This window comes from Streptomyces sp. IBSNAI002, from assembly GCF_052244475.1.
Classification (GTDB): Bacteria; Actinomycetota; Actinomycetes; order Streptomycetales; family Streptomycetaceae; genus Streptomyces.
Genome location: NZ_JBQPXG010000002.1, coordinates 7169367 through 7184012 on the forward strand (window position 1 = coordinate 7169367; position 14646 = coordinate 7184012).

Genomic DNA, 14646 nt, shown 5'->3' on the forward strand with positions numbered 1-14646 from the left:
ACGCTGCCCTGGAGGTCGTGGCGGGAAGGGACCACGACAGGCACCGAGCCAGGGACGACGAGCGGGACGGGGCCAGGCACCACGACGGCGACGGCGCCAGGCCCCACGACACGGACGACGTCAGGGACCACGCGAGGCACCACGCGAGCCACCACGACCGGCAGGACGGCGCGCAGGACGGCACGCACGGCGACGGGCGCCGCACCCGGCCGCCCCTCGGGCCGGGCGCCGACCGTGCCCGACAGGACCTCTTCGCGGCGCTCACCGATGACCGGTCCCCTTCCGGCACTTCCCTCGCCGAGCTCGCCGACGCGGCCGGCTGGCCCCTCCCGGTGGCCGTACGGGCCATCGCGCCGGCCGCGCCCGGGGAGGCCCAGCAGCTGGCGACCGTACTGGACGACGCCCTCGCCGGGACCTTCGCGGGCCGCCCCTGCCTGCTGGTCCCGAGCCCCGATCCCGACACCCGGGCCCCGTTCGAACTCCCGCTGCGCGGCCGGTTCGCGGCCGTGGGCCACGCGGTACCGCTCCGGGACACCGCGTCCTCGCTGCGCTGGGCCCTGCGCCTGCTCGCGCTGACACCCGCCCGGGCGGGCCTGGACGCCCGCCCCGTCTTCGTGGACGACCACCTCTCGACCCTGCTGCTGCTCCAGGACGAGCCGCTGGCCCATGCGTTGGCCGCCCGCTGGCTGCGGCCGCTGGCGGACCTGACCCCGCGCCAGAGCGAGCGGCTGGAGGTGACCCTCCTCGCCTGGCTGGAGGGAGGCGGCGCACCCGAGGCCGCCAAGGCGCTGAGCGTGCACCCGCAGACCGTCCGCTACCGCATGCGGCAGCTGGAGAAGCTCTTCGGGCCCGGCCTGCGCGATCCCCGCACCCGGTTCGAACTGGAGATGGCCCTGCGCAGCCGCCGGCTGATGGCCCAGGTGCGGCGTCAGCACTCGCGGGTGGGGCGCAGGACGGCGCGCGTGGTCACGGCGGACTTCACCCCGCTGGTCGTCGGGCGGATGGCCCGCGTCAACGGCCTGTGAGAACAGCCGAGCAGGAGCGGGCGCAGAGGCAGGAGGGCACGTGGCCGGCCCGGCCCCCGGAAGGACGGGGGCCGGGCCGGCCGCCGTTCACGAGGCGGCGGGTACCGCCACCGCCCCGCCCATCGCCGAGCTGAGGTCCAGCAGCTCCTCGTACGACCGTGCGCAGTCCTCGCACCCGGCCAGATGGCGTGCCAGGGCGCGGGGCTGGCGCGTACGGCCGCGCCGGACCGCCGAACCGAGCATGTGGCTGTAGTGCCCGCAGCGCCCGCCGTCCACCGTGTCCACATGGGCGAGGAGGTACGCCTCGCGCAGTCCCTCCCGGGCGCGGAACGCCAGCGAGGTCACCGCGCTGGGGGTGATGCCGAGCCGCACGGCGATCTCGTGCGGCGAGTCCTCCTCGACGAGGGTGTGCCACAGGACCGCCTGCCAGCGGGCGGGCAGGGTCCGGAAGGAACGGGCCAGGAGCCGCCGGTCCTCGCCGGCCAGCAGCCGGCGCTGCGGATCGCCGCCGGCCGCGGCCTGCTGGCACCAGGTGTCGAAGTCCGCCGTCAGGAGCGTCCTGCCGTCGCCGTCGCGCCACTGCATGGCCGTGTGGCGGACGACGGCCAGCAGGTACGCGCGCCAGGGACCGCGCGGTCCCGCGCCGGAGCGGACGGCCTGCAAGGTCCGGGCGAAGGCCTCCGAAACCAGGTCCTCGGCGTCCTGCGGGGTGCGGCAGCAGGTGCGGGCGTACGCGAGGGCGGCCCGCCGGTGCCGCCGGTAGAGGAGGTCGCACACGGCGGCGTCGGCGGTGCCCGTGCCGTATCCCCTCCTGAGCCGCCGGGTGAGTTCTCCGTCGGAGGGGGCGGCCGGATGCTCCGGATCGTCCTCGGATTCACGAGAGGCGGACACGGCACTCCAAGCAGGTTCGGGTTCGGGTTCGGGTTCGGGCTCGGGTTCGCGTGCGGGGAAGGGCCGGACACACGTGTACGGCGTTGGCCCGAAGTCGGCTTCGGGCCAACACCTTTCCCGGACGGGGCGCGGTGCATGGGGGAGGAGTCGCACCCCGTCCGGGAGATCGTGGAACGGCTGTGTCAGCGGCAGGTGCGCCCCCTGTTGATGCAGTCCACCGCGTTGTTCATCAGGCCGTTGGACATCACGTTGATGAAGTCCCCGTGGTCGGTCACCGGTTTGTGGAGCTGCTCGGGGAAGCTGTCCACGGCGAACCGCGCACCCGGCGCGACCCCGTACGTGATCCGCTGCACCAGCTGCGGGATGGCGGTGAAGCCCTTCGGGCAGCGGCCGTCGCGGTTCGCGAAGGCCACGTGGGTGCGGTGGTTGGCGCTGTCGGTGTTGCGCCCGTCCCAGCAGCTCTGGAAGGTGAAGGTGCGCACCACGTCGCTGCCCTTGGGGCAGATCGGGTACTTGTCCTTCAGCTGCCGGTTCTCGAATCCGGTGCAGCTCCAGGAGGCGTTGGCGTTGGCCGTGCCGTTGGTGAAGGCCTTGGCGTCGCCGGTGATGATCCGCAGGAAGCGCGGCATGGCCCTGACCTTGCCGGCGGGGCTCCCCTTGAAGCTGATCGTCACCTGCTTGGGCCGCAGGATCGTGCCCACGTTCGCGTCCTGGCCGCCGCCCGGCGCCTGCGCGTCCCGCTCCGCCTTGCCGTCGCGCAGCCGCAGCACCGGCCAGTAGTAGCTGGACAGGTCACCGTTGGTGCAGGTGGTGCCGGAGGCGGCGAGGCTGTCGTTGGTGGAGAAGGCGTCGGTGGTCTTGTTGCCCACGTAGTCGTGCATGTGGTGGGCGCCGTTGGAGACGCCGGGGGCGACGATGACGTTGTCGGGGTTGAAGTGGCCGTTCTCGTTGCGTCCGCAGCTCGAGCTGAAGGACCCCGTGGAGGCCCCGGCCGAGGCCCCGGGAGTGCGCACGTTGGGCCGTACCTTGCCGATGGCGACGAAGTCGCTGCGCGCCGGGCCGCCCTTGCCGCCGGTGCTCCGGGCGGCGCCCTGGCCGGACGCCGCTTCGGCGCTCTGCGCTCCGGCCCCCGCGTCGTCCTCCGCGGCCGCCTGCTTCACCTCGCAGCCGCTCAGGTCCTTCAGCTCCTCCGGACGGGCCGCGGAGCGGGCTATCGCGTCGGACATGCGGCCGATGGTCGCGTCGCGCTGCTGCCGCAGCCCGCCGACGAGCTCCTCGCCCCGTGCCTCGCCCGCGGCGAGCTTCCGGTAGGCGTCGGCGACCTGGACGTCCAGCTGGGCGAGGCCATCGTCGACCTCGGCGCGGGCCTGGTCGGGTACGGAGGTCAGCCGGTCGCCGACGTCGGGGCAGTCGATGGTGGCGGTCACCTGCGCCTCCCCGCCCCCGTCGAGGCGGCCGCCTTGACCCGCGTTCGCACTGCCCGCGACGACGGCGACCCCGCCCCCGCCCAGGACCAGCGCGGAGACCACGGCCAGCAGCTTGTTCGTCAACCGGGGGCGTTTATGGCCCTTTTCACTCATGCGATCACTTCACTTCACTTCGTCGATCGGACATCGGACGGAGCAGGAGTCCCGTCGGGGACGTTGAGCGCGTCGAAGTCGACCAGCCCGCTGTCCTCGAGGACCGTGATGTGGTCCAGGACCGTGGTGTTGGCGGAGGTGGCCAGGGCGCGGACCATGGAGTTGCGGGTCTGCGCCCGCACTTGGGCCAGCAGCGCGAACACCTTTCCGTGCGCTCGGCGCAGCAGCTGGATGAACAGCCGCTCGTACTCGTCCCCTTGGGCCCGGGTCAGCTGGCCCAGCCAGCCCCGCTGCTGCTCGGTCGGCTGGTTGGGCAGGTCGACCCCGAGGGCCTGGCCGACCTGGATGACCTGCCGGTCCAGCTGGGTGTGCCCCTCCACGAGGTGCTCGCCGGCCGTGCGCACCGTCGCCCGCGTCCCGCGCTGCTGGGCCTGCCGTCCGGCGGGCAGCTCCCACAGGCCGGCGAGCCGCACCTTGCGCACGAAGTCCCGGTCCGCGGGGGTCAGCGGCCCGTACGCCGTGCTCATGATTCCGGCGCCGTCGTCCTCGGCGGCCGGCCGCGCGGCCGAGGCCGGGGCCTGCGTGCCGAACCTGTCCACGGGGATCAGCAGCGCGATCAGCGTGACGGCGAGGGCGGTGATGACGAAGCCGCTGCCGATCGTGTACCTCGTGGCGACCGAAAACCTGCTGATGGAACGCCGCCCGAATGACAGCACAGTGCCTCCTAGGTCCGTGGGCCGGGAGGGGCAGCGGGGCAGGAGGGTCCGCACGTGCCGTGCGGTGCACACCCGCATTCCCGGGGTGTCACGGGACGCTAGTGCCACGGGTGGTGGCCTGGCGGCAGGACCATCACCATTGGATAAACATCCGGGCGAGTCCCCGAAGGGCTGATATCTTGCCGCGCTGCGTGCTGCCCGCCCGGCGGCCTAGACCGGGTGTCCGGCGGCGTCCGTACGGTCCTTCTGCGTCGAGAACTTGTTCAGGAACACGTCGTACCGGCCGTCGGGGCGGCGGGTCATGGTCGCCCCGTCCTGCCAGGTGCCGTTCTCGTCCCACCACTGGCTGCCGAGCGGGTCGCCCTGGTTCTGGTGGATGTTGTGCATGCCCAGCCCGGCGCTGAACGGCTCGCCGAAGACCAGGACCGGCCGGCCGACGACGAGGATCGGTTCGAGGGCGAGCGCGGCGTCGAGGTTCGACCCCGACGTCCAGGGCCGGGACGGCCGCAGCCACCGGCCGAGGAGGTCCCGGAGCAGGCGGGGCAGCGGGAGCGCGGGCAGGTTCGGGCCGCTGCGCAGGGCCGGGTGCCGGATGTAGTCGAGGGCGCCGGACCCGGCCTTGCGCGCGAGGTCGTGGTAGCCGGGAGCCAGCGCCGCCACCGGGCCGAGCGCCGAGGCGTCCACGGTGAAGACCTTCCACTGGACCCCGGTCGCGGAGTCGTGGCTGTCCACGTCCACGGCGCACTTGTACCGGCCGTCGGGCGCCTCGACCCTGAGGTTGACGTGGAACCACGCGCCCTCCGTGTCGGGGGTGTCGCGGAAGTGCTGCCGCAGAGTCCCGCACAGAACGCCGTAGTCGTCGAAGGGCATGTCCCCGAGTCTCCCAGCGGACGGAGGGCACGGCCATCAGGACTGCGCCATCAGGACTGCGCCATCAGGACGGGGTCAGGGCCGGGCCGGCAGGGCGGGCCGCCGGGGCTCGGCCGTCTCCCGTACGAAACCCAGTTCGTCAGCCTCCGGCGGCCCGCGCCCCACGTCCGGGTGGATGTTCCCCGCCCGGCCGCTTTTCGGTGCTCAAGGCCCGTGAGGCCCGCAAGAGTTGCTCCATGATCATCGACCCGCCCCCCAGCCCCGACGCCCCGGCCGAGCACGCACCGGCGCCGGTCCGCCGCCCCTCCCGCCGCACCGTCATCGCCGGCGCGGCAGCGGTCGCCGGAGCCGGTGCGCTCTCGGTCGCGGCAGCGTCCGCCGGGACCCCGCAGGCGCCGTCCGGCTCCGCACGCCCCGACTGGAAGACCTGTCTGACCATCGCCCGGGCCATCCTCGTGCGGGACGACGAAGACCAGCCCCTCGTACCCCGCTACGCGGACATCCTCCTGAAGAACGGCCTGCCCCGCTCCCGCCGCCCCGGCAAGAGGGTGCTCGTCGTCGGCGCCGGGCCCGCCGGACTCACCGCCGCCCACCTCCTGCGCGAGGCCGGCCACCAGGTCACCGTCGTCGAGGCCAACGCCAACCGGGTCGGCGGCCGCATCAAGACCTTCCGCACCGGCGGCCACGAGAAGGCCGCCGCGCCCTTCGCGGACCCCAAGCAGTACGCCGAGGCCGGCGCCATGCGCATCCCCGACAGCCATCCGCTGGTCACCGGGCTGATCGACAGCCTCGGTCTGAAGCGCAGGCGCTTCCACCTGGTGGACGTGGACGGCGCGGGCCGCCCCGCCTACCGCACCTGGATCTTCGTCAACGGCATCCGCGTGCGCCGGGCGGACTACGCCCGCAGCCCGCAGACGCTCAACCGCTCCTTCGGAGTCCCGGCGGCCTACGAGTCCGTGCCCGCCGCGCAGATCGTGCGGGGCGCCTTCGCCCCCGTGCGCAAGGAGATCGAGGGCAAGAAGGACAAGGAGCTCGTCGAGGGCTGGGCCCGCGTCATCCAGCGCTACGGCCACATGTCGATGTACCGCTACCTGACCGAGGTCGCGGAGCTCGACGAGCGGACCGTCGACCTGATCGGAACGGTCGAGAACCTCACCTCCCGGCTCCACCTCGCCTTCGTGCACAGCTTCATCGGGGCCTCGCTGATCAGCCCCGACACCGCGTTCTTCGAACTGCCCGACGGCACCGCCACCCTGGCCGACGCGCTCTACGCCCGGGTCAAGGACCTGGTGCGGCTCGACCGCCGCGTCACCCGGATCACCCACGGCGAGGGCAAGGTCAGCGTCGACACCGTCTCCGAGGGCCGCGGCGGCAGCCCGGTGCGGCGCGAGACCTTCACCGCCGACACCGCGATCATCACCGTCCCCTTCTCCGGACTGCGCCACATCCCGGTCGCGCCCGCCCTCTCGTACGGCAAGCGGCGCGCGGTCACCGAACTGCACTACGACGCCGCCACCAAGGTGCTGCTCGAATTCAGCCGCCGCTGGTGGGAGTTCGACGAAGCGGACTGGAAGCGCGAGCTGGAGGCCGTGCAGCCGGGCCTCTACCGGAAGTACCAGACCGCGCGGACCCCGGAGGAGGGCGGCCTGCTGGGCGCCCACCCCTCCGTACCCGAGGGCCGCATCTCGCAAGCGCAGCGCGCCCACTACGCCGCCTGCCGTCCCGTCACCCGCGACCAGCCCGAGGCGGCAGGCGTCATCGGCGGCGGCTCGGCGACGGACAACCCCAACCGCTTCATGTTCCAGCCCTCCTACCCGGTCGAGGGCAGCGCCGGCGGCGTGGTCCTCGCCTCCTACAGCTGGGCGGACGACGCGCTGAAGTGGGACTCCCTCGACGACGAGGAGCGCTACCCGCGCGCCCTGGCCGGGGTCCAGGAGGTGTTCGGGCAGCGGATCGAGGTGTTCTACACCGGAGTCGGCCGCACCCAGTCCTGGATGCGCGACCCGTACGCCTACGGCGAGGCCTCCGTGCTGCTGCCCGGCCAGCACACCGAACTGTTCCCCCACGTCCGCTCCTCCGAGGGGAACCTGCACTTCGCGGGGTGCCACACCTCCATCAAGCCCGCCTGGATCGAGGGAGCCCTGGAATCCGCGGTGCGGACCGCGCTGGAGGTCCACCTGGCACCCTGACCGGCCGGCGTGCTCCGGCGGCTGCCGCCCCCGCGGCAGCCGCCGTCAGCTTCCCGCGAGCACGATCAGCCAGTCCTCCCCGTGGAGCCGGACCCGCTCCCGCTTGTCGGGGTTGATCCTCAGCCCGTGGCCGGGTCCCGTCGCCGCCCCCGCGCGCAGCCGGTAGCCGACCGCGCATTCACCGCGGCGGCGCGCCGACTCCACGAGGGTGGCGAAGGAGACCTCGCGGCCCGCCCGGACGTACTCGGCGGCCGGCTTGAGGTGGAACTCGCCGCCCTCCGCGTCGAACAGCTCCTCGAAGATGGCGGCGAGGTAGCGGCTCTCGGAGATCTGGGTCATCAGAAGACTGATCAGCCTGCCGCTGACGATGAAGTCGGCGCCCTCCCGGGCGGGCGCGAGGAGCCGGTTGCCGTCGTCGGACATCTCGGTGGTGAGGGCGAGCTCGCACCGCGCGCCGTCCGCGATGGCCCGCAGGTGCAGCAGCGTCACCAGCGTCCTGTCGTCCGCCGGCGATTCCTCCGCTTCGGCGCTCGTGCACGTGCCCGCCGCCCGGCACGCGGCGACCGGCTCCGCCTCACCGAGGACGATCACGCTGTCGTACGACGGCACGTCCAGCTTGGCGAGGACCTGGGGGTCGGTGATGTCGCCGCCGTGGAAGACGACGTCGAGACGGCGCCGGGTGGCCGTCGTGCAGCCGCCGCCGTCCCCTTCCTCGAGGGCCACCACGTCGAGGGAGCTTCCGGGGCTCACGTACTGGTCGAGCTGATCCACCACGAACGGGGCCCGGCGGTTCCAGCCGAGCAGGAGCAGGCGCTCGGCCAGGGCGAACCGGGGCAGGGGCGTGACGATCGCGTCCTCCTCCACCCAGGAGGACACGTCCAGCGGCACGGCCGTGTCGTCGTCCCGGGAGATGACGATGACCCGGTCGTCCGCGCCGATCGTCGTGTCCGGCCCCGGATTGAGCGCGACGCTCCCGTCGGCGTGCAGCAGACCCACCACGGAGGACGTGGCGTACCCCAGCAGCGCCTCGCCGAAGGCGCGCCCGGCGAGCGCGCCGGCGGGGGCGGTGTAGAACTCGTCGCCCGCGAAATCCAGCAGCTCCTGGTACACGAGCGAGAGGCCCGGCTGGCGGGCGGTCTGTACGAGGAGCCGGGCGATGATGTCGTCGACGCACAGGACGTGCCCGCCCGGCCCGGCCGCCAGCCTGGCGGTCGCGTGGTTGCGGCCGTCCCGGACGGCGGCCACGACCACCGCCCCGCGACCGGCTTCGGGCACGGCCGCGTTCAGGGCGAGCAGCGTCTTCACCACGTGGGCGTCGCCGGCCCGTCCGGCGGGCGGCAGCACGAGCACGGCCTTCGCGGTCCGCGGACTCACCCTGACCAGCTCGGTGGGGTCGGTGGTGCTGCCGTTGCGGCAGATGATGCGGGTCCTGCCCCGGTCGGTGATGCGCGTGGAGAGCTCGTCCTCCATCTCCACCTTGTCCTTCGGGGCGAGGACGGCGATCGCCGACCGGCGCTGGTTCGCGTGGGCGGCCACCAGCTCCCCGGCCACCGGGAAGATCTGGTCGGACCAGCCCAGCACCACCGTGTGCCCCGCCTCCAGCACGGTGGAGTGCCCGAGGCGGAGCGACAGGATGCGCCGGTTGATCCCGGTGGTGATCAGACTGACCAGCGTCGACACGAACAGCAGCGCGACGAGCGCCAGCGCCACCGACGCCAGCACGTAGACGGGCGACCCGACCGCGCCCCCGATCTTGAGCGTCTGCCCGACACTGACCCACACCGCCGTGAGCCGGCCGGAGAGGGTCGTGGGGGCCGAACGGTCGGCCCACACCAGCACGATGCTCGCCGGGACCACCACGGCGAGGCAGGCCAGGGCCAGCCAGCCGATCAGCGCGGCGGTCCCCCCTGCCACCAGATGGTCGAACCGGTACCGAAGGCGCCGCCGGAGGGCCGTCGTGTGCTCCTGCGCCATACGAGCTTCCTTCGGATCGGCGGTCTCTGGGAGGCCTCCGTGCCAACCCCCGCGACGCCCGATCGGTTACGGGTGGACCAGGAGGCCAGGACCCCGGCGTGCCCTCCCGGGGCTCGCGGGGGCACTCTGGAGGCATGGCCCGAGCCAACGACGAGGTCGAGGCGCTCCTCCAGGAGTACGCCGACCTCATCGCGATCCGGGGCGGGGAGGCCTTCAAGGCCCGCGCCTACGAGAAGGCCGCCCGCGCCGTCGGCGGCCACCCCCAGGACGTCTCGGCGCTCGACGCCAAGGGCCTGCGCGAGATCCCGGGCGTCGGCAGGTCGGTCGCCGACAAGATCGTCGAATACCTGCGCACCGGCCGCATGCCCGTCGTCGACGAGGCACGGGCGTCCGTACCTGCCGGAGTGCGCGAGCTGGTCGCGATCCCGGGGCTCGGCCCCCGCAAGGCCATGCTGCTGTACGAGGAGCTGGGCCTCAAGCTCTCCGAGTACGGGCTCTTCGACTCCGGGAGCGGCGAGAACGTCACCTCGGAGACGGAGGAGGCGGTCTACGCCAGGCTCGGGCTGCCCTGGATACCGCCGACCCTGCGCGAGGACCGCGGCGAGATCGCGGCCGGGCTGCGCGGCGAACTCCCCGACCTCATCGCGGAGAAGGACATCCGCGGCGACCTGCACACCCACACCGACCTCACCGACGGGCTGGCGCCGCTGGAGGACATGGTCGCCGCCGCGGCCGCCCGCGGCTACGCGTACTACGCCGTCACCGACCACGCCCCGAACCTGTCCATGCAGCGCATGACCAGCGAGAAGATCCTCGCCCAGCGCGAGCGGGTCCGCGCGCTGGACGGAACGCACCACCGGATGCGGCTGCTGCACGGCACGGAACTCAACATCGGCCCGGACGGCACCCTCGACTGGCCCGACGCGTTCCTCGCGGAGTTCGACCTCTGCGTGGCCTCCGTCCACTCCCACTTCAACCAGAGCAGGGGGGAACTCACCCGCCGCCTCGTCCGGGCCTGCGAGAACCCGCACGTCGCCGTCATCGGCCATCCCACGACGCGCCGGATCGGCAAACGCCCGGGCATCGACGCCGACTTCGACGCAGTCTTCCGGGCCTGCGCCCGCACGGGCACCGTGCTGGAGATCAACGCGCACCCCGAGCGGCTCGACCTGTGCGACGAGGACATCCTGCGGGCGAAGCGGTACGGCGTGAAGTTCGCCGTCAACTCCGATGCGCACGCCACCACGCACCTGCCGTACATGCGCTACGGGGTCGCGACGGCCCAGCGCGGCTGGCTGACCGAGGAGGACGTGGTCAACACCTGGCCGCTGACCAGGCTGCGGAGCTTCCTGGCCCGCAAGGACGCCTGACGCGGGTGCCCGGCCCCCTCCCGAACGGGTGAAGATCACGCGCGTCGCCGCACGCGCGGCGGCCCGGACCGGTACGACAGGCCTGTCGCAACATCGCCGCGCTCGAGAGGAACCTGTGACGGAACGTGCGGAGGGGGCGGACGGGGCGGACGGGGCGGCCACGCAGACGGCCGCCGCCCATCTCAAGGAACGGCTGTACGCGACGATCACCATGATCTCCGTCGTCATCGGCCTGGCCGCCGGCGGCCACGCGGACGCCTTCGGCGCCGCCGCGACGGTCGTGACCGCCTCGGTGGGCCTGTGGCTGGCGGCGCTCGTCGCGGACCAGCAGGCCCACCGCGTGATGCACGGCGCGCTCGCGAGGGGCCGGGAACTGCGCGAGATGCTCTTCGTCAGCAGCCCCCTGCTGCTGTCCGCGGCGGGCCCGCTCCTCCTGGTCGGTCTCTCGGCGACCGGAGCGATGAGCCTGCGCACGGCCCTGCTCGTGGCAGCCGGGGTCAACGTCGCCACCCTGTTCGCGTGGGGGTGCTACGGCGGCATCCGCATGGGCGGAGGAACGGCCTTCGCGCTCCTCGCCGGCGCCATCGACGCGGCGATCGGCACGGCCGTCGCGGTGGTGAAGACGGCCGCGGGCCACTGAAGCACCACCACGGCCGCCACCACGGGCGCCGCCGCGGACCGGCCCGGTCGGCGATCGGTCGCGTCCGAGTCCGGAAAGGACGGGGGACCGCTGACCGGGGATGCGAATCGTTGTAGGCTCCGAAGACCGCCCTTGACCTGCACGAAGCGGGCAGGGAGCAGACATCTGGGGAGCTTTTTCATGTTTCGCACCATGTTCAAGTCCAAGATCCACCGGGCCACGGTCACCCAGGCCGACCTGCACTACGTCGGGTCCGTGACCGTCGACGCCGATCTCCTGGACGCGGCGGACCTGCTGCCCGGGGAGCTGGTCCACATCGTGGACATCACCAACGGGGCCAGGCTCGAGACCTACGTCATCGAAGGGGAGCGCGGATCCGGGGTGATCGGGATCAACGGCGCCGCCGCCCATCTGGTGCACCCCGGGGACCTGGTCATCCTCATCAGCTACGCGCAGGTCGAGGACGCCGAGGCACGGGAGTTCACGCCCCGTGTCGTGCACGTGGACGCGGACAACCGGATCGTCGAGCTGGGTGCGGACCCCTCCGCCCCGGTGCCGGGCACGGACCAGGAGCGCAGCCCCCACGCCGTGGCTGTCTGAGAGGAGCGGGATCGTGGCGATCGAGTTCGAGGACGCGCGCGAGGCGGGACGGCTGCTGGCGGCCGAGGACGGGGCGGTGGTCGGGTTCATCGCCTACTTCGTGCTCGCCGCGGCACCCCACGCCCTGGTGGCGGTGCACACCGTCGTCGAGCCCGGCCACGAGGGCCGGGGCATCGCGGGCGGGCTGGTGAAGACCTTCTACGGGATCGCCGCCGCCGAAGGCGTGCCCGTGGTCCCGCTCTGCCCGTACGCGGCGGCCTGGGCCGCCAAACACCCCGACGAGGCCCCCGAGGCCCCGGCCGAGGTGGTGGCCGCGGCCAAGGCCCAGCTGGCGGGGGACAGCTCGCAGTGGTGACCGGGCCCGGACTCGGCCTGCTGCACACCTCGTCCGCGCACGTCCCCGTCTTCGACGCGCTGCGGGACCGGAACCACCCGGGGGCCGTCCTGCGCCACCTGGTGGTTCCGGAGCTGCTGGACCGGGCCCGCGTCGAAGGGCCGCAGGCGGTGGCTCCCGCGGTGCTGGAGGCCCTCGCCGCGGCCGGCCCCGGGCCCGTGCTGGTCACCTGCTCGACGATCGGGGCCACCGCCGAGGGCCTGGCACCCGCGCTCGGCGCCCCGGTGCTCCGCCTGGACCGGCCGATGGCGGCCGCCGCGGTGCGCGCCGGTGCGCGGATCGCCGTACTGGCCACGGTGGAGTCGACGTTCGCGCCGACCGCGGAGCTGCTGGCCGAGGAGGCGGGCGGGCGGCCGACGGCGATCCGCACGCACCTGGTCGACGGGGCCTGGGAGCGGTTCGAAGCGGGGGACACCGCCGGTTACCTGGCCCGCGTGGCCGCGGCCGCCGACGCCGTCACCGACGCGGACGTCATCGTGCTGGCCCAGGCCTCCATGGCCGGCGCCGCGGATCTCGTCACGACGAGGCTCCCGGTCCTGTCCAGCCCGGCACCGGGCCTGGCCGCGGGACTGCGGCGGGCGGGGGCTCTCTAGGACCGGCGCGGGGGGCGCCGCAGGGGCACGCGGGGCATCGCGTGGCGTCGCGGGGGCATTCCTCGCGGCATCGCGGGAAAATGGGCCATATGGTGCGAACACGAGAAGAGACCCAGCCGCCCGTTCCGGAGCCCGAGCCGAATCCGGACCCCACCCCCTTCCCCGACCCCGCGCCGATGCCGCGGCCGGTGCCGCCCGTGCCCGGCCCCGTCCCGGAGCCGGACCCGGTGCCCCCGCCGCCGGGGCCCGCGCCGGTGCCGCAGCCCGGGCCCTGGAGCTGAGCCGGCTCAGCCCGTCTGGACCTCGGAGCGGTCACCGCTCCAGAGGGTGTGGAACGAGCCCTCGCGGTCGGTGCGCCGGTAGGTGTGCGCCCCGAAGAAGTCCCGCTGCCCCTGGGTGAGGGCGGCGGGGAGCCGGTCCGCGCGCAGGGCGTCGTAGTACGCGAGCGAGGCGGAGAAGGCGGGCACCGGGATGCCGTGGCGCACCGCCGCGACCAAGGCGGCCCGCCAGTCCTGCTGGGCCGCGCCGATCTCGTCGGCGAACCCCGCGTCGGCCAGCAGGCTCGGCAGCTCCGGCCGTGCGTCGTACGCGGCCAGGATCCGGTCCAGGAACGCGGCCCGGATGATGCAGCCGCCGCGCCACAGCGAGGCCACCGCCCCCAGGTCCACACCCCAGCCGTACTCCTCGCTCCCGGCCCGGATCTGGTGGAAGCCCTGGGTGTACGAGACGATCTTCGAGGCGTACAGGGCCTGTTCCACCTGGGCGGCGAACGCGTCGGCCTCCTCCGCGGGCAGTGCGGAGGCCGCCGGGCCCGGGAGCCCCCGGGCGGCCGTCCGCAGGTCGGCGTGGCCCGAGACCGAGCGGGCGAAGACCGCCTCGGCGATGCCCGAAACCGGAACGCCGAGGTCCAGGGCGATCTGCACGGTCCAGCGGCCGGTGCCCTTCTGCTCGGCCGCGTCGGCCACCACGTCCACGAACGGGCGGCCCGTCGCGGTGTCCGTGTGCGCGAGCACCTCCGCCGTGATCTCGATCAGGTACGAGTCCAGGCGCCCCCGGTTCCACTCCCGGAAGGTCTCCGCGATCCGGGCGGGGGAGTAGCCCGCGACCTCGCGCAGCAGGTGGTAGGCCTCGGCGATGAGCTGCATATCGGCGTACTCGATGCCGTTGTGCACCATCTTGACGAAGTGTCCGGCGCCGTCCGGGCCCATGTGCGAGGTGCACGGCGTGCCGTCGGCGGCCTTCGCGGCGATCTTCTCCAGCAGCGGGCCGAGCGAGGCGTACGACTCCTCGGAGCCGCCGGGCATGATGCTCGGGCCGAGCAGCGCGCCCTCTTCGCCGCCCGAGATGCCCACGCCCACGAAGTGGATGCCCTGCTCGCGCAGCTCCTTCTCGCGGCGCCGGGTGTCCAGGAAGTGCGCGTTGCCGCCGTCGATGATGACGTCGCCCTCCTCCAGGAGCGGGGCGAACTCGCGGATCACGGCGTCGGTCGGGTCACCGGCCTTCACCATGACGACGATGCGCCGGGGGCGCTCCAGCGCGTCGACGAACTCCTTCGCGGATTCGGCCGCGACGAACGAGCCCTCGTGGCCGAACTCCTCCACCAGGGCCCGGGTCTTCGCGGCGGTGCGGTTGTGGACGGCCACGGTGAATCCGTTGCGGGCGAAGTTGCGGGCGAGGTTGCTGCCCATCACCGCGAGCCCGGTGACGCCGATCTGGGCTGTGCTGGTGCTCATGCGTGCGCTCCTGCGTGCTTCGGTGTGCGGGGATGACCGACGCTACATCCGGACGGCCGCCCGACGGCGGC

The 14646-nt window shown here is 73.4% G+C and carries 13 protein-coding genes; 7 read left to right on the top strand and 6 right to left on the bottom strand.

Annotated features, from left to right (window positions below; translation table 11 throughout):
* The first annotated feature begins 17 nt into the window (after positions 1-17).
* A complete protein-coding gene (locus ACTVZO_RS33590) occupies positions 18-1025 on the top strand; it encodes a PucR family transcriptional regulator (RefSeq protein WP_443301904.1) in 1008 nt (335 codons plus the stop codon).
* 87 nt (positions 1026-1112) lie between these two features.
* Here ACTVZO_RS33590 and ACTVZO_RS33595 read toward each other — a convergent pair whose 3' ends face one another.
* The 4 genes from ACTVZO_RS33595 to ACTVZO_RS33610 all read right to left on the bottom strand — a co-directional run bounded on the left by ACTVZO_RS33595 (position 1113) and on the right by ACTVZO_RS33610 (position 5082).
* Positions 1113-1916: an RNA polymerase sigma factor gene (locus tag ACTVZO_RS33595; protein WP_443301905.1), complete on the bottom strand. Its 804-nt coding sequence runs from the start codon at positions 1914-1916 to the stop codon at positions 1113-1115.
* Positions 1917-2098: 182 nt separating this feature from the next.
* Positions 2099-3496 (bottom strand): DUF1996 domain-containing protein, encoded by a 1398-nt coding sequence (locus tag ACTVZO_RS33600; protein WP_443301906.1) that lies wholly within the window; start codon positions 3494-3496, stop codon positions 2099-2101.
* Positions 3497-3510: 14 nt separating this feature from the next.
* A complete protein-coding gene (locus ACTVZO_RS33605) occupies positions 3511-4212 on the bottom strand; it encodes a DUF4142 domain-containing protein (protein WP_443301907.1) in 702 nt (233 codons plus the stop codon).
* Between the two features lie 210 nt (positions 4213-4422).
* On the bottom strand, positions 4423-5082 hold the full coding sequence (locus ACTVZO_RS33610; RefSeq protein WP_443301908.1) for a DUF2278 family protein: 660 nt from the start codon (positions 5080-5082) through the stop codon (positions 4423-4425).
* 236 nt (positions 5083-5318) lie between these two features.
* On the opposite strand from ACTVZO_RS33610, the gene ACTVZO_RS33615 reads away from it, so the two are divergent.
* Positions 5319-7271, top strand: a complete 1953-nt coding sequence (locus ACTVZO_RS33615) for a flavin monoamine oxidase family protein (RefSeq protein WP_443301909.1) — start codon at positions 5319-5321, stop codon at positions 7269-7271.
* A gap of 45 nt (positions 7272-7316) precedes the next feature.
* Here ACTVZO_RS33615 and ACTVZO_RS33620 read toward each other — a convergent pair whose 3' ends face one another.
* The gene (locus ACTVZO_RS33620; protein ID WP_443301910.1) at positions 7317-9245 is read right to left on the bottom strand and encodes a CASTOR/POLLUX-related putative ion channel; all 1929 of its coding nucleotides are present in this window, start codon (positions 9243-9245) and stop codon (positions 7317-7319) included.
* A 134-nt stretch (positions 9246-9379) separates the two neighbouring features.
* Here ACTVZO_RS33620 and ACTVZO_RS33625 point away from each other — a divergent pair, with 134 nt between their 5' ends.
* From ACTVZO_RS33625 to ACTVZO_RS33645, 5 genes are all read left to right on the top strand, one after another.
* Positions 9380-10615 (top strand): PHP domain-containing protein, encoded by a 1236-nt coding sequence (locus tag ACTVZO_RS33625; RefSeq protein WP_443301911.1) that lies wholly within the window; start codon positions 9380-9382, stop codon positions 10613-10615.
* Between the two features lie 115 nt (positions 10616-10730).
* Positions 10731-11255 (top strand): hypothetical protein, encoded by a 525-nt coding sequence (locus tag ACTVZO_RS33630; RefSeq protein WP_443301912.1) that lies wholly within the window; start codon positions 10731-10733, stop codon positions 11253-11255.
* A gap of 180 nt (positions 11256-11435) precedes the next feature.
* Positions 11436-11855 carry an aspartate 1-decarboxylase gene (panD, locus tag ACTVZO_RS33635; RefSeq protein ID WP_443301913.1) on the top strand — a complete coding sequence of 140 codons (420 nt, stop codon included), beginning with the start codon at positions 11436-11438 and terminating at the stop codon, positions 11853-11855.
* 13 nt (positions 11856-11868) lie between these two features.
* Entirely contained in the window at positions 11869-12210 is a 342-nt protein-coding gene (locus tag ACTVZO_RS33640) for a GNAT family N-acetyltransferase (protein ID WP_443301914.1), read from the top strand.
* The gene (locus tag ACTVZO_RS33645) at positions 12207-12842 is read left to right on the top strand and encodes an aspartate/glutamate racemase family protein (protein ID WP_443301915.1); all 636 of its coding nucleotides are present in this window, start codon (positions 12207-12209) and stop codon (positions 12840-12842) included. The genes ACTVZO_RS33640 and ACTVZO_RS33645 overlap by 4 nt, the downstream gene beginning before the upstream one ends.
* Before the next feature lie 287 nt (positions 12843-13129).
* Here ACTVZO_RS33645 and gndA read toward each other — a convergent pair whose 3' ends face one another.
* On the bottom strand, positions 13130-14575 hold the full coding sequence (gene gndA / locus ACTVZO_RS33650) for an NADP-dependent phosphogluconate dehydrogenase (RefSeq protein ID WP_443301916.1): 1446 nt from the start codon (positions 14573-14575) through the stop codon (positions 13130-13132).
* Positions 14576-14646 lie beyond the last annotated feature (71 nt).

Coding starts and splice junctions, on each gene's coding strand:
- ACTVZO_RS33600 (WP_443301906.1), bottom strand. CDS start 3,496: ATGAGTGAAAAGGGCCATAAACGCCCCCGGTTGACGAACAAGCTGCTG.
- ACTVZO_RS33610 (WP_443301908.1), bottom strand. CDS start 5,082: ATGCCCTTCGACGACTACGGCGTTCTGTGCGGGACTCTGCGGCAGCAC.
- ACTVZO_RS33615 (WP_443301909.1), top strand. CDS start 5,319: ATGATCATCGACCCGCCCCCCAGCCCCGACGCCCCGGCCGAGCACGCA.
- ACTVZO_RS33620 (WP_443301910.1), bottom strand. CDS start 9,245: ATGGCGCAGGAGCACACGACGGCCCTCCGGCGGCGCCTTCGGTACCGG.
- ACTVZO_RS33625 (WP_443301911.1), top strand. CDS start 9,380: ATGGCCCGAGCCAACGACGAGGTCGAGGCGCTCCTCCAGGAGTACGCC.
- panD (WP_443301913.1), top strand. CDS start 11,436: ATGTTTCGCACCATGTTCAAGTCCAAGATCCACCGGGCCACGGTCACC.
- gndA (WP_443301916.1), bottom strand. CDS start 14,575: ATGAGCACCAGCACAGCCCAGATCGGCGTCACCGGGCTCGCGGTGATG.